This is a genomic window from Rothia sp. CCM 9418 (assembly GCF_048512825.1).
Lineage (GTDB): Bacteria > Actinomycetota > Actinomycetes > Actinomycetales > Micrococcaceae > Rothia.
In genome coordinates this window covers 117,038-131,244 of sequence record NZ_JBLXXX010000001.1, presented here as the reverse complement: position 1 = coordinate 131,244, position 14,207 = coordinate 117,038, and the positions used below count along the sequence as shown (strand labels likewise).

The window sequence follows — 14,207 nt, the reverse complement described above, 5'->3', positions numbered from 1 at the left end:
TTATTCTTTAGCGCCCAAAAAGAACTTTAGCTTCATCCCAGCGTTCTTGAGGGACGCTCTTGAGTCCGTCAAGTGCTACTGAGAGGTCTACACGGTTAATGTCGGTGCCTTGAAGAGCTACCATCTTGCCCCAGTCTTTATCATGAACCATGTCGATAACTGCCATACCAAGACGGGTAGCTAGAACACGATCAAATCCGGTAGGTGCTCCACCTCTTTGGATGTGACCAAGAATGGTGTTGCGCGTTTCAATTCCGGTAATTCGTTCGAGTTCTTGGGTGACGTATTCTCCGATACCTCCGAGACGGGGACGGCCGTCTTTTTCGAGGCCTTTATTGTGGAGGACTTCGTCGAATCCTTCGGGGATGAATCCTTCTGCAACAACAACCAAGGGGGAGCGTCCACGTTCGTAGACTTCGCTGACCCATTTTGCCACTTGTTCCATCGAAACTTTTTGTTCGGGAATGAGTACGGCGTGAGCGCCTGCAGACATGCCAGAATGTAGTGCAATCCAGCCGACGTGGCGTCCCATCACTTCTGCAACCATGCAACGGTGGTGAGATTCACCGGTGGTGCGTAGACGGTCCATTGCGTCGGTTGCGATGGATACTGCGGTGTCAAATCCGAAGGTGTAATCGGTTGCTTGGAGGTCATTATCAATTGTTTTGGGAACACCAACAACAGGTAGTCCTGCATCTGCTAGGCGTTTAGCGCCGGCTAGGGTTCCTTCGCCACCAATTGCGACGATAGCGTCGATGTGGTTGCGTTCCATCATGATTTCGATGTTTTCGGGGCCACCGTGTGGTCCGTCAAATGGGTTGGTGCGGGAGGTTCCGAGAATTGTTCCGCCTTGACGTGCTAGACCGCGTACCTTGGTACGGGGGAGATCCATATAATCTCCTTCGACAACGCCACGCCAGCCGTCACGGAATCCGACGAACTCATGTCCGTAGGTTTTGATTCCGTTAAGTACAGCGCCGCGAATGACGGCGTTGAGTCCTGGGCAGTCGCCACCGGAGGTGAGTAGACCAATTTTCATAACGTGCGTCTCCTAAAGTCCCACAACGTAAAGTTGGGTTTTTATGTTTTTTGCTTCTGCGTCACCTTGAATTTGTGTGTGTTTTACCTGAAGTAAAACCTGAAAAATCAAGAGTTTCTACGGAAACCTATCCTTCAATCTATTGTAATGAATTTGGTGTTATGTGGGTAGTTGTGGGAGTTGTTGGTGTGTCTGAATCAGGTGACATAACTCATAAATCAACAGGGGTAAGCCACTACCACCACGGAACACCTACACTGCAGTCGCTAAAAGTTTCTGAATGCGCCCTAAACCTTCGGCTAAATCGGCATCTCCTAACGCATACGATAAACGCAGGTAACCGGAAGGACCAAAAGCCTCACCGGGAACAACCGCTACCTCTGCCTGATCCAAAATCACTTCTGCAAGAGTTGCTGAACTGTCAATAGTGACACCTCCGATGCTCTTGCCGAAGAGCCCGCGAACATCTGCATAAGCATAAAAAGCACCTTGAGGAGTTGGGCAGAAAACACCATCAATGGAATTGAGTCCTTCTACCATAGTTTTTCGTCTGCGATCGAAGGCTTCGTGCATAGAATGCACTGCATCAAGAGGGCCCGAGACAGCGCAAAGTGCAGCCTGTTGCGCAATATTGTTGACGTTAGAGCTCAAATGGGACTGCAAGTTTGTTGCCGCTTTAACAACATCTGCTGGGCCATAAAGCCAACCAACACGCCAGCCAGTCATTGCATAGGTCTTTGCAACACCGTTGAGAATAATGGCATAGTCGGCTAATTCTGGAACAGCTTTGAGGATAGAAGTTGCTTGAACGCCGTCATAGGTGAGGTGCTCATAAATCTCATCTGAAATGACAAAAATCTTTTTCGACAATGCCCATTCCCCAATAGCTTTTGTTTCTTCGGGGGTATATACCGAGCCGGTGGGGTTTGATGGAGAAACAAAAATGAGGGCTTTCGTGGCAGGAGTATAAGCTGCTTCGAGCATCTCTACATTTACTTTGTAGTCTTGATACGAGTCTGCAAAAACTTCGATGGGATTTCCTCCAGCAAGACGAATAGCTTCTGGATACGTCGTCCAATAGGGGGCTGGTAAGAGGACGTCATCCCCGTCTCCGATAACGGTTGCAAAAGCCTCGTAAACTGCTTGCTTGCCGCCGTTGGTGACAACAACTTGAGAAGCCTCAATATCAACGCCTGAATCACGTCGTGTTTTTTTCACGATTGCTTCCTTGAGAGCTGGCAAGCCGGGCGTTGGGCTATACCGAAAATTCTGTGGATTTTTTAGTGCTTGAGCTGCTGCCTCAACGATGTAATCGGGGGTGGGAAAGTCTGGCTCTCCTGCAGCAAATCCAATGACTGGTCTACCCTGTGCGATAAGAGCTTTTGCTTTGGAATCAACAGCCAAAGTTGCAGAAGGTGCAATAGCTCCAATGCGAGGGGAAATACGTTGGGTAGTCATTCTCGAGACCCGCTTTCTGTACCGTAAGTTTTAGCGATACTTTGCTCAAAAAATATGCTCGTATCACCATGCTAAACAATCTCAAGGCATCATGACGAGACTCTGTCGAGATAAACTTCCGAGAAAAATAGATGTTTCACGGTGAAATAACAGTTTTCTTACTCAAAGAAGTACTTGTTTGAACGTGAAATATGCAATAAAAAGTGTTGCTGGAATTGCCAAAGGCAAAATAATCCCTTACAGTAGTCTTTGTTGTTCGCAACCGAGCAATACTGTGCTGTCTGCAAGTTATCGCTTATACGACAACACATGAACGAAAGTTCAAAGGGTGGTGGCTCAATTGGTAGAGCAGCGGTCTCCAAAACCGCAGGTTGCAGGTTCGAGTCCTGTCCGCCCTGCAATAGCTCCGTAAAGAATTCAATAAAAAGACGTTAATCTAGACGTTTTTTGAGATGGACCTAAGCAGAAAGGGGCGGGCCTGCCATGGCTGAAACTGCCACTAACGGAACCGCCGCCACTCAAGAGGACGGCGTAACAAAACGTCGCGGAATCTTCGCGCGTATCTTCCAATTTATTCGTGAAGTAATCAGTGAACTCAAAAAGGTTACGACCCCCACTCGCAAAGAGCTCGTCAATTACGTCATTATTGTTTTGGGCTTCGTTACTTTCATGATTCTTCTCATCTTCGGTCTTGATTATCTATTTGGTCAGGCTGCGTTCTGGATTTTCGGAAACGGAACAATTAAGTAAACTTTTAAGAATCTGCAACTAATAGAGCCAGATAAGTTCAAGAGAAAGTAGGAGAACCGTGTCCGAGCAGGAACTTGCACACGAAGCGCAGGAAGCTGTTGAGGTTTCTGAGCAGGCTACCGCTGATGACGCGCAGGTCGAGGTAGAAGACGCTCTAGACGTTAACACCTCAGAAGAGACCCTCGAAACATCAGAAGAAAACTCTTCTGAGGAGGAATCTGCTGTTGACTCTGAGCCAGCTGTTGACCCTCTAGAGGCTTTTAAATCTCAATTGCGCCGCCAAGAGGGCGACTGGTTCGTCGTTCATACTTATGCTGGTTTCGAGAACAAGGTTAAAGGCAACCTCGAATCTCGTGCGCAGACTTTGAACATGGAAGAGTACATCTTTGAAGTACAAGTTCCTATGGAAGAAGTCAAAGAATACAAAAACACTGTCGAAAAAATTGTTCGCCGTGTTCGTATCCCCGGTTATGTTCTTGTGCGCATGGAACTAACCGATGAATCATGGGGTCTTGTTCGCCACACCCCCGGTGTTACCGGATTCGTTGGTTCTGACGCCTACAACCCTGTTCCTCTACGCCTTAACGAAGTCATCGATATGTTGGCTCCCGTATTTGTTGAAGAACAGGCGAAGGCTGGCAATATTGAGCCTCCTCAACCTCAAATCGAGGTCGATTACGAAGTGGGAGAAACCGTCAACGTTAAAGACGGCCCGTTCGTGGGATACCCAGCAACCATCTCTGAGATTAAGCCAGAATCTTCTTCCTTGGTTCTTCTCATTTCTGTCTTCGAGCGCGAGACTCCTGTAACGGTATCTTTCTCGCAGGTTGAGAAAGTCTAAAACCATATTGAGTTTTTGATAAAGCTCTCACGATGGGGTGTTCTGTACATCTGTATGGAACACCCCATCTTTTTAACAAAGGCTTTGGGCGCAAGGAATAGGCCTTATTCTTTGTGTTGAATGAGACACTATATTTTGAGGCTTTTTCTTGGTAAATATCTCATAACCCGTTAGAATTGTGGTTTGTATGCGCGCGTTTACGCTTGCGCCTACGCATATCGACGGTCGCGCCACGACTGTCACCCGCCAGCGTCACGCTCCTGTGCGTTGGTTCAACAGCTAAGAAAAGGACCTAACATTGGCTCCCAAGAAGAAGGTCGCAGGCCTCATTAAGCTGCAAATTCAGGCTGGTGCCGCTAACCCGGCTCCTCCCGTTGGCCCTGCATTGGGTCAGCACGGTGTTAACATCATGGAATTCTGCAAGGCATACAACGCTGCAACTGAATCCATGCGTGGAAACATCGTTCCTGTAGAAATTACCGTATACGAAGATCGTTCATTCACCTTCGTAACGAAGACCCCTCCAGCTTCTGGCTTGATCAAGAAAGCTGCTGGCGTTGCTAAAGGCTCCGGCGTTCCTCACACCAACAAAGTTGGTTCTATCACCGAAGCTCAGGTTCGCGAAATTGCGGAAACCAAAATGGTTGACCTCAACGCAAACGATATCGATGCAGCAGCAAAGATTATCGCGGGCACTGCACGCTCCATGGGTATTGAAGTTAAATAACTTCACCACCTAAATAACCCAAAATAATTTTTGGTTTTTGAAAGTATTTATCACCCGTAAGGGTATGTGGCAGAGTCGAGCGCGACTCAAAAAGACCACAACTGCATAAGGAGAAAAGCAGATGGCAAAGCGCAGCAAAGCGTATCAGGCAGCTGTAGCCAAAATTGAAGAGGGCAAGCTTTACACCGCCGCTGAGGCGATTGAGCTTGTTAAAGACATCTCTTCTGAAAAAGCACATTCAACCGTTGAGGTTGCAATGCGTCTTTCCGTAGATCCTCGTAAGGCAGACCAGATGGTACGCGGTACCGTCAACTTGCCAAACGGCACCGGTAAGACCGCTCGCGTTGTTGTTATCGCCGCTGGCGATAAAGCAGCAGCTGCAGAAGCAGCAGGAGCAGACTTCGTTGGTTCTGACGAACTCATCGCAAAGATTGCTGGCGGATGGACTGACTTCGACGCAGCAGTTGCTACCCCCGACATGATGGGCAAAGTTGGTCGCTTGGGTAAGATTCTTGGCCCTCGCAACCTCATGCCTAACCCTAAGACCGGCACCGTAACCATGGACGTTGCAAAGGCTGTTAACGACATCAAGGGCGGAAAGATTGATTTCCGTGTTGACCGTAACGCAAACTTGCACTTCATTATCGGTAAAGCTTCTTTCACTGCTGAACAGCTCACCCAGAACTTTGAAGCAGCTCTTGAAGAAATTCACCGTTTGAAGCCTTCCTCTGCAAAGGGTCGTTACATCTCCAAGGTAACCGTTGCTCCTACATGGGGCCCTGGTGTACAGATCGACCCTTCCGTGGTCGCTATCTAAGGACTTCATAAATATTTTCTATAACAAAGAAAGTATTCTTCGTTGGCTCGTACCGATATCGGTACGAGCCAACGTCGTTAAAACCCCACATTAAGTGATACCTATCCCATCGAGGTGTTAAAGGTTGCAAAGTATGGGGTGTATGTGGTTTGATAAAAGAACCAAAGACCGCCGGTCTGATTTTTGACGTGCTTAAAGCTCGTCGAAATGATAAGAGTTCTCTAAGAACCGCCAGCGTAGGTGAACGAATACTTTCTATAGTTTTCATGTGCTCACTGAAAGTGAGTATGTCAAAACTTTAGAGATATACCTCGTCGCTTACGCGTCGAGGTTATTTTTTTGCCTCAAGGCATCTTAGACGCTTTACCGGTGACCAAGAATCGGAAGGAATACCATGGCGACACAGGAAAAGGTTTCTGCTGTTTCCGAGCTGAAGGCACGCTTCGAACGCTCAAACGCAGTCATCCTCACTGAGTACCGCGGTCTCACCGTTGCACAGCTCAAGCAGCTTCGTCGTGCACTCGGTGCTGAGACTGAATATGCTGTGGTGAAGAATACCCTTGCTGCTATTGCAGCTAAGGAAGCTGGAATCGACGCATTCGAAGGCCAGCTTGCAGGTCCTAGCGCAATTGCTTTCATCGACGGTGAAATCATTGACGCTGCAAAGGCACTGCGTGACTTCGCCAAAGAAAACCCCCAGCTTGTGGTCAAGAGCGGCTACTACGAAGGTGAAGCTCTCGACGCTGCTGGCGTTGACAAATTCGCAAGCCTTGAATCTCGCGAGGTTCTCCTTGCAAAGGTTGCAGGTGGCGCAAAGGGTGCTCTCGCAAAGATTGCACGCACTGTAGACGCACTACGCATCAAGCTAGAAGAGCAAGAAGGAGCAGAAGCATAATCTTCAACGATTATGTTTTAGCATCCGTTCAACTAGTTCGCTCATCTAGCGATGAGCAACCCCACAGATTTCATATGTAGACAAAAGCTCTACACCTGATCATAAGAAGGAGCCAAAATCATGGCTAAGCTTTCCATTGAAGAACTCATTGAAGCTTTCAAGGAACTCTCCCTCGTAGAGGTTTCCGAATTCGTTAAGGCATTCGAGGAAGAATTCGACGTTACCGCAGCAGCTCCTGTTGCAGTAGCTGGTGTAGCTGGCGGCGAAGCTGCAGCTGACGAAAAAGACGAATTCGACGTAGTTCTCGAATCTGCTGGCGACAAGAAGATCGCAGTTATTAAGGAAGTTCGTGCCCTTACCTCCCTCGGTTTGAAGGAAGCTAAGGACCTCGTTGATTCCGCTCCTAAGGCTGTTCTCGAAGGCGCTTCCAAGGAAGACGCTGAAAAGGCTAAGGAACAGCTCGAAGGCGCAGGCGCAACCGTTACCCTTAAGTAATCGGTTCTTGACAAGAGTCTTTGTAACACTGGGCAGTATCGCTTTGGCGGTGCTGCCCAGTGGCGTTTTAAGATACCTATCACAACACGAACTAAAGACGGCTACACTACAAGCAACTCACCCCCTTTGGTATATAGAATGTCGGTAAAGATACCTGAGGGGAAAATCGGATATGTCAGAAAAAAATCGTCATTTTACCGTCCGTGAAGCAACAGAAGCCGACTACGCAGGCGCTATCGAAGCACTGACAAACGCTTTTGAACACGACCCCGTCATGAGCCACGCCATGGGCGGAACTCATCAAGCAGATAAAATACGTGAGCTCTTCGAGTTCCAAATTCGTAACACCTACGCTTCTAAAGGCAAAATAGACATCGCCGTCGACGAAAATGACACAATCCTTGGGGCCGCACTCTGGCTCAGCCCTGAAGGGCAAAAAGGTAACCTACTGGCAGACCTGCGTGCCCTACCTCAATATGCGAAACTCTTAGGGCGTTCACTCTTTAGCGCCGTCGTAACAGAAATAAAGCTTTTACGTGCTCGACCAGCTTTCGAACACTGGTACCTATACACCATCGGCGTTCACGAATCTGCCCGCTCTTGCGGGGCAGGTAGTGCACTGCTTGACTATCGCTTAGCACGTACCGGTCAATACGGCTCTTATCTAGAAGCGTCGACCTACCGTAGCGCTTCTCTCTATCGACGTCACGGGTTTACAGAACTCGGTGCTTTCAAAGGCGGAAAACCTGCTCTCGGTATGTGGCATCCGGCTCCCGTGAGTCTCATCGACGAGAATCTTCCTTCCGTAGCACCATCTACACACTAATTTTGGTGAGAGGATAACGAATTCTACTCCCGCTAATAGCGACATAAGGTGTCGAATACAAAAACACGACCAAAAAAGCATATATTTTTTAGGTGTGATGTGGCAGACTTTTAATAAAAGTATTGCTGTTATGCGCAGCGGGAGAGACCACCAATAACACCAAATGAGGTGGCGCCGAAGGAGCAAATCCTCCCCGGGAAACTCTCAGGCACAAAGTACCGCTGAGCCAGGCAACTCTGAAGAGGAGAAAACACCATTCTCCACCGAAGGGGCAAAACTGTGTTAATGCACCGACACATCAACACAGACGAAAACTCTCAGGTCAGAAACAGAGCGGGGAGGTCTTAGCGCACTCTCACATTTGAGGTGCAATCAGACCAGGAGAATATCCCATGCCATTTATCGACCGTCACCTCGGGCCACGATCTGAAGACCTGCACACCATGCTGAATACCATCGGCTACGATTCGCTCTCAGCACTTATCGCAGACGTCGTACCAGCAAATATTCGTATGGAACAGGACCTCAACCTCCCTGAACCTCTCAGCGAAGAACAATCCCACAAAAAACTCCGAGAATACGCATCCCATAACATTCTCAAAACCCAGATGATTGGTGCCGGTTACTACGACAGTGTCACCCCTGCGGTACTACGTCGAAATATCCTCGAAAACCCCGGCTGGTACACCAGCTACACCCCTTATCAGCCTGAAATATCACAAGGGCGTCTAGAAGCATTACTAAACTTCCAAAACACGGTCATGGAACTGACCGGACTAGACATTGCCAACGCATCACTCTTGGACGAAGCAACTGCTACAGCAGAAGCAGTTGTGATGATGCACCGAGCTAACCGTAAAGTCAAAAACGGTTTCTTCGCTATCGACTCCCGCTGCCTACCCCAAACTCTTTCTGTCGTTCGAGGACGCGTAGAAGCCCTCAACATCCCCATGGTCGTAACCGACTTCTCTCAAGGACTTCCAGAAGGCGACCTTTACGGTATCGTTCTCGCATACCCCAGCCATGATGGACAAATCCGAAACGTTAAAGAACTCATCGACCAAGCCCATCAACGACAAGCGCTCGTCACTATCACCGCAGACCTACTTGCCTTGACACTGCTACAATCACCCGGCGAACTGGGTGCAGATATTTGTGTCGGTAACACGCAACGCTTCGGCCTACCATTCTTTTTTGGTGGACCTCACGCAGCCTTCATGGCAACACGTAAAGGCATGGAACGAACTTTACCGGGGCGTCTGGTCGGAGTATCACAAGACACCGCCGGAAAACCCGCCTATCGTCTTGCGCTACAAACTCGTGAACAGCACATCCGCCGTGAAAAAGCAACCAGCAACATTTGTACTGCACAGGCTCTACTCGCCATTGTCGCTGGAGCCTACGCTCTCTATCACGGGCCAGAGGGACTCCGCGAGATTGCTCGTCGTCTGCACCGCAACGCATCACGTATCGCTGACTCTCTACGCTCCACTGGACTCACACTTGTTCACGAAGATTTCTTTGATACCGTCGCCTTTGACGCACCATCACGTGCTGACGAACTCGTTGCTGCTGCGCTTGAAGCCGGCATCAACATTCGTAAAATCAACAGTGACCGTATCAGCATCTCCGTCGGTGAATCTCATGATGAAGACACTCTACGGAGCCTTGTGGAAGCACTCGGCGGAACTCTCGTAGAAGAGAGCGCAGAAGAACAATACCCCATGCCTGCTGAACTGCTACGCGATGAAGACTACATGCAGCATCCGGTGTTCCATAGTTACCGTTCAGAAACTGCCATGATGCGTTACCTGCGCAAGCTCTCCGATAAAGACCTTGCTCTCGACCGCACCATGATTCCTCTTGGCTCTTGCACGATGAAACTCAACTCTGCCGCCGAGATGGAGCCTATCTCTTGGCCAGAATTTGCTGGTATCCACCCGCTCGTGCCCATCGAACAAGCTCAAGGCTGGTTAGAGCTCATCGAGGAGCTCTCTGCATGGCTCGTCGAAATTACCGGATACGATGCTCTGTCCATGCAACCAAACTCTGGTGCATCTGGAGAATATGCAGGGCTACGCGCTATTCGTTCTTACCACCAAACGCGTGGAGAAGAACAACGCAACGTCGTCCTGATCCCGTTATCTGCTCATGGCACTAATGCTGCTTCTGCCGCTCTGGCTGGACTTTCTGTTGCTGGTGTAGCTACGGCAGAAGATGGCTCTATCGATGTGGCGGACCTCCGCGCCAAAATTGAAAAATACGGTGACACTATCGCCGCAATGATGATTACCTACCCGTCAACTCATGGTGTATTTGAAGAACAAGTTGTTGAAGTCTGCCAGCTTGTTCACGAAGCCGGCGGACAAGTATACGTGGACGGTGCAAACCTTAACGCGCAGATGGGCCTATCCCAACCCGGCCGATTCGGGGGAGACGTATCACATCTGAACCTTCACAAAACTTTCGCTATTCCTCACGGCGGAGGAGGCCCTGGTGTCGGCCCTATCGGTGTGAGAGAACACCTCGCACCCTACTTGCCGACTAACGCCTACCACAACGATAAAGAGTCTTCGCCCTTACCGATTTCTCAAGCGATGTACGGTTCTGCGGGGGTACTGCCCATCTCGTGGATGTATATTGCTATGAGTGGTGCTCAAGGGCTTCGTTCTAGCTCCGAAACTGCCATTGTTAATGCGAACTACATTGCTAAAAAGCTGGGCGACAAATATCCGGTACTCTATACCGGCGATCATGGCCTAGTGGCACATGAATGCATTCTCGACGTGCGTGAGCTAACCGCGGCTAGCGGCGTCACTGCCGAAGACATCTGTAAACGTCTCATGGATTACGGATTCCATGCACCGACCTTGGCGTTCCCTGTTCCTGGAACTTTGATGGTTGAGCCAACAGAATCTGAGGATCTTCAAGAGCTCGACCGTTTCATTGAAGCAATGAGCTGTATTTATGATGAGATTCAGCATGTCATCAGCGGAAAAGTGAGTGTTGAAGAATCACTTTTGCGCAATGCTCCACATACCGTTGAGGTTGTCACAGCAGATATCTGGGATAGGGCCTACTCTCGTTCGGAGGCTGCGTATCCTGTGCCTTCTTTGCACCATCAAAAATACTTCCCTTCGGTAGGACGTATCGATGGTGCCGGTGGCGACCGTAACCTTATTTGCCAGTGCCCGCCGATGGAAGCCTTTGAGATGGAATCATCTGCTTCTGAATGACACTAGCGGGGCGAACCGGCTCAAAAATATCGATGAGGTGGGGCAGATAACGGTGTTTGCCCCACCCCTGAACCATATCTGTTAAGAAAGATGTATCAAACATGACCAAGAAAACACCACTACACGAAGAACACCTCGCATTAGGCGCTACCTTTACCGATTTTGGTGGCTGGGATATGCCCGTAAAATACACTAATGATGTCCAAGAACATCACGCTGTACGCCAGCATGCAGGCCTATTCGATCTTTCACATATGGGTGAATTCCGTGTGAGCGGACCAGACGCTGCAGCATTTTTAGATTATGCTCTGGTCTCGAACATGAGCATTCTCAAAGTTGGTAAAGCCAAATACTCGATTCTGGTCAACGAAGACGGCGGCATTATCGATGACCTCATCACTTACCGGCTAGCTGAGGATGAGTTCCTTGTTGTTCCTAATGCCTCGAACGTAGAGGTAGATTATCAGACGTTACTCGAACGTACTGCAGGGTTTGAGGTGGAACTAGTCAACGAATCTGAAGATACCGCTTTGGTTGCGGTGCAAGGACCACAAGCTGAAGAGATTATTCTGGCCATGGAGCCAAGCGACCCTCAATCGGTACGTGAACTGAAATATTATGCTGCAACACCGTTGAGCTTATCCGGAATTTCTGTACTGTTAGCTCGCACCGGATATACCGGAGAAGACGGCTTCGAAATTTATGTGCCAGCAGACCAAGCTAGCGCATTATGGTCGGCTGCCATGAGCGCCGGCAAATCTTTCGAGATGATTCCTGCTGGTTTAGCAGCGCGCGACTCGTTGCGTCTAGAAGCTGGTATGCCTTTATACGGTCATGAACTAGGCCTAGACATCACTCCTTATGAGTCTGGTCTAGGACGTTTAGTCGATATCGCATTAGAGAAAAAGAGCAGTGACTTTGTAGGCCGTCAGGCGTTGAGTGTGCTATCTCAAACACCGCCTCAACGTTCTCTCGTGGGGCTTAAAGCACAGCAAAAACGTCCTGCACGCGCTGACTCTCAACTGATGGATGGCGAGAAGAACATCGGATATGTTACCTCAGGTATTCCCTCACCAACATTGGGGCATCCGATTGCGATGGCATTAGTGGAGAGCTCCTACGCACATGAAGGAACCACTGTAGAGGTTGATATTCGCGGTAAACGAGCACCATTTGATGTGGTTGCTGTTCCGTTTTATCGCCGATAATATGTGGGTTCACCTTCATAACCGGATAAAAGTTTCTTGGTAGAGACTCTTATCTTGTAGAACTGTAGAAGCTTGATCTGCGTATTCCCACTCCATCCTGTGTGATGGAACGTTCATCAAGCTTTTACAGTTTCCTCTTATTATCCCCCGTAAGAGGTTGATGTTTTAGCGCGTTGAACGCTGCTAAAAGTGCACAGAAAAAGGAAATCTCACAGGATGAACATTAGCGATGAACAGATACAAGCTGAATCATTAAACTACGATATTTCTGTTTTTGAATTATTTTCTATTGGTATCGGGCCTTCCTCTTCCCACACGGTAGGGCCGATGAGAGCAGCAAACCGTTTTATCGCAGAGCTCATTGATACGGGAAAATTTCAGAGCGTTTCGCGTATACACGTGGATCTTTATGGTTCGTTAGCCGCAACTGGTGCCGGTCACGGTACGATGAGTGCCGTTCTCAAAGGTTGTGCAGGTTTTGTTCCAGAGACTATTAACATTGCTCAAGCCGAACGGATGATGGCAGATAACCAACGTGATGGTATTTTGCCGTTAGCGGGTTTTCCCTCTCGTTCTTATCACGATGGTGCTCCTCAGCCCCACGAGCCGTTATGTTATGGTCCGGTTGTGAAATATCGTGAATCTGATATGACGCTACGTCCGTTGACTGTTTTAGCGAGGCATACAAACGGCGTTAAAATTGCAGCTTATGATACTTCCGGTCTTCTCCTTGAACGTACCTATTTTTCTATTGGTGGAGGGTTCATCGTTGAAGAAAACGAAACCCTCGATGATTCTTCTGGGCTCGAGAATGCGCCTTATCCTTTCGGCTCTGGTGAAGAGCTGGTGCGTTTGGCAAATAAGGCAGGGCTATCTATCGCTCAGCTGAAGATGTGTAATGAGCTTTCGGCTCGTTCTGAAGATGAGATTCGTCAGGGCATTTTAGCCATTCATCGAGTGATGAAAGAATGTATTGGTTCTTCACTGTCTCGTATGGGGTATTTGCCAGGAGAGTTAAAGGTTCGTTGCCGTGCCGCAGCTTGGCATCGTGATTTATTGGCGGAAGACCCTCAAAAGAGCCCTGAGTTTGCTATTGACTGGGTGAACTTGATGGCTTTGGCTGTTAACGAAGAGAATGCTTTTGGTGGCAGGGTGGTGACAGCTCCAACGAATGGAGCTTCGGGTATTATTCCTGCTGTTTTGCACTATGCGTTGAACTATCTTCCGGGTGTTCGTACATGCGGTGTCGCTAAGCGCGAACAACTCATTGTTGACTTCTTCTTATGTGCTTCTGCTATCGGCGCTTTATATAAGAAACGAGCTTCAATTTCTGGTGCTGAGGTGGGGTGCCAGGGAGAAGTCGGTACGGCATCTTCAATGGCTGCTGCGGGGTTGGCTCAGGTGATGGGCGGTAGTAATGAACAGATTGAGAACGCTGCAGAGATTGCCATGGAACATAATCTCGGTTTGACGTGTGATCCTGTAGGTGGTTTGGTGCAGATACCGTGTATTGAGCGTAATGCGATGGCTGCTGCTAAAGCGATTAATGCTGCTCGTATGGCGCTTCGTGGCGATGGTGAGCATCGAGTGTCTTTGGATCAAGTCATTGAAACAATGCGTCAAACTGGTGAGGATATGAGTCATCGGTATAAAGAGACATCTATGGGTGGCCTAGCCGTGAACGTTGTGGAATGTTAGGTACACCATCAAAAAGAAAAGTTGCATATTTTCCGTGATGGTTGTATGGACTTTAGTTTTTTCTTGCTGTATTGTGAATACTTACGCTATCCATAACCTTTCTGCCTTCATATAGCGGTGGGCATGGGTGAAACAGAGCAAAAACAAGTATTTCGTTCCTAAAAGTTCCCAACACCCGAAGTCTCATGCGCCTCGTGCGTTGCGGTTCTTTTCCACG

General features: G+C 48.8%; 12 protein-coding genes, 1 tRNA gene and 2 riboswitches. Of the genes, 11 read left to right on the top strand and 2 right to left on the bottom strand.

The features are described 5' to 3' along the window. Positions 1–7: 7 nt before the first annotated feature. Both ACN083_RS00605 and ACN083_RS00600 read right to left on the bottom strand, forming a co-directional pair. On the bottom strand, positions 8–1,039 hold the full coding sequence (locus tag ACN083_RS00605) for a 6-phosphofructokinase (protein WP_419100900.1): 1,032 nt from the start codon (positions 1,037–1,039) through the stop codon (positions 8–10). A 252-nt stretch (positions 1,040–1,291) separates the two neighbouring features. Next, positions 1,292–2,497 (bottom strand): pyridoxal phosphate-dependent aminotransferase, encoded by a 1,206-nt coding sequence (locus tag ACN083_RS00600; RefSeq protein WP_419100899.1) that lies wholly within the window; start codon positions 2,495–2,497, stop codon positions 1,292–1,294. Between the two features lie 325 nt (positions 2,498–2,822). Here ACN083_RS00600 and ACN083_RS00595 point away from each other — a divergent pair. From ACN083_RS00595 to ACN083_RS00545, 11 genes are all read left to right on the top strand, one after another. Then, a tRNA-Trp gene (locus tag ACN083_RS00595) sits at positions 2,823–2,895 on the top strand. A gap of 85 nt (positions 2,896–2,980) precedes the next feature. Further along, a complete protein-coding gene (gene secE, locus ACN083_RS00590) occupies positions 2,981–3,247 on the top strand; it encodes a preprotein translocase subunit SecE (RefSeq protein ID WP_419100898.1) in 267 nt (88 codons plus the stop codon). Positions 3,248–3,305: 58 nt separating this feature from the next. After that, positions 3,306–4,088, top strand: a complete 783-nt coding sequence (gene nusG, locus ACN083_RS00585; RefSeq protein WP_419100897.1) for a transcription termination/antitermination protein NusG — start codon at positions 3,306–3,308, stop codon at positions 4,086–4,088. A gap of 298 nt (positions 4,089–4,386) precedes the next feature. After that, on the top strand, positions 4,387–4,815 hold the full coding sequence (rplK, locus tag ACN083_RS00580; protein ID WP_419100896.1) for a 50S ribosomal protein L11: 429 nt from the start codon (positions 4,387–4,389) through the stop codon (positions 4,813–4,815). A 121-nt stretch (positions 4,816–4,936) separates the two neighbouring features. Then, positions 4,937–5,632, top strand: a complete 696-nt coding sequence (gene rplA / locus ACN083_RS00575) for a 50S ribosomal protein L1 (protein ID WP_419100895.1) — start codon at positions 4,937–4,939, stop codon at positions 5,630–5,632. 394 nt (positions 5,633–6,026) lie between these two features. Beyond that, positions 6,027–6,527 carry a 50S ribosomal protein L10 gene (rplJ, locus tag ACN083_RS00570; RefSeq protein WP_419100894.1) on the top strand — a complete coding sequence of 167 codons (501 nt, stop codon included), beginning with the start codon at positions 6,027–6,029 and terminating at the stop codon, positions 6,525–6,527. A 120-nt stretch (positions 6,528–6,647) separates the two neighbouring features. Continuing rightward, positions 6,648–7,022 (top strand): 50S ribosomal protein L7/L12, encoded by a 375-nt coding sequence (gene rplL / locus ACN083_RS00565; RefSeq protein WP_419100893.1) that lies wholly within the window; start codon positions 6,648–6,650, stop codon positions 7,020–7,022. Between the two features lie 172 nt (positions 7,023–7,194). Further along, positions 7,195–7,848, top strand: a complete 654-nt coding sequence (locus ACN083_RS00560; RefSeq protein WP_419100892.1) for an N-acetyltransferase family protein — start codon at positions 7,195–7,197, stop codon at positions 7,846–7,848. Positions 7,849–7,976: 128 nt separating this feature from the next. Further along, a riboswitch (glycine riboswitch) is annotated at positions 7,977–8,079 on the top strand. Then, a riboswitch (glycine riboswitch) is annotated at positions 8,080–8,190 on the top strand. 50 nt (positions 8,191–8,240) lie between these two features. After that, positions 8,241–11,084, top strand: a complete 2,844-nt coding sequence (gene gcvP / locus ACN083_RS00555) for an aminomethyl-transferring glycine dehydrogenase (protein WP_419100891.1) — start codon at positions 8,241–8,243, stop codon at positions 11,082–11,084. A 101-nt stretch (positions 11,085–11,185) separates the two neighbouring features. After that, complete coding sequence (gene gcvT / locus ACN083_RS00550) at positions 11,186–12,292, top strand: glycine cleavage system aminomethyltransferase GcvT (RefSeq protein ID WP_419100890.1); 1,107 nt, start codon at positions 11,186–11,188, stop codon at positions 12,290–12,292. 216 nt (positions 12,293–12,508) lie between these two features. Beyond that, positions 12,509–13,990, top strand: a complete 1,482-nt coding sequence (locus ACN083_RS00545) for an L-serine ammonia-lyase (protein WP_419100889.1) — start codon at positions 12,509–12,511, stop codon at positions 13,988–13,990. The last annotated feature ends 217 nt before the right edge of the window (positions 13,991–14,207 follow it).

Bases quoted from the DNA above. Each gene is read 5' to 3' on its own strand.
- gcvP (WP_419100891.1), top strand. From the start codon at position 8,241: ATGCCATTTATCGACCGTCACCTCGGGCCACGATCTGAAGACCTGCAC.
- ACN083_RS00545 (WP_419100889.1), top strand. From the start codon at position 12,509: ATGAACATTAGCGATGAACAGATACAAGCTGAATCATTAAACTACGAT.
- rplL (WP_419100893.1), top strand. From the start codon at position 6,648: ATGGCTAAGCTTTCCATTGAAGAACTCATTGAAGCTTTCAAGGAACTC.
- ACN083_RS00600 (WP_419100899.1), bottom strand. From the start codon at position 2,497: ATGACTACCCAACGTATTTCCCCTCGCATTGGAGCTATTGCACCTTCT.
- ACN083_RS00560 (WP_419100892.1), top strand. From the start codon at position 7,195: ATGTCAGAAAAAAATCGTCATTTTACCGTCCGTGAAGCAACAGAAGCC.
- secE (WP_419100898.1), top strand. From the start codon at position 2,981: ATGGCTGAAACTGCCACTAACGGAACCGCCGCCACTCAAGAGGACGGC.
- rplJ (WP_419100894.1), top strand. From the start codon at position 6,027: ATGGCGACACAGGAAAAGGTTTCTGCTGTTTCCGAGCTGAAGGCACGC.
- gcvT (WP_419100890.1), top strand. From the start codon at position 11,186: ATGACCAAGAAAACACCACTACACGAAGAACACCTCGCATTAGGCGCT.
- ACN083_RS00605 (WP_419100900.1), bottom strand. From the start codon at position 1,039: ATGAAAATTGGTCTACTCACCTCCGGTGGCGACTGCCCAGGACTCAAC.
- rplA (WP_419100895.1), top strand. From the start codon at position 4,937: ATGGCAAAGCGCAGCAAAGCGTATCAGGCAGCTGTAGCCAAAATTGAA.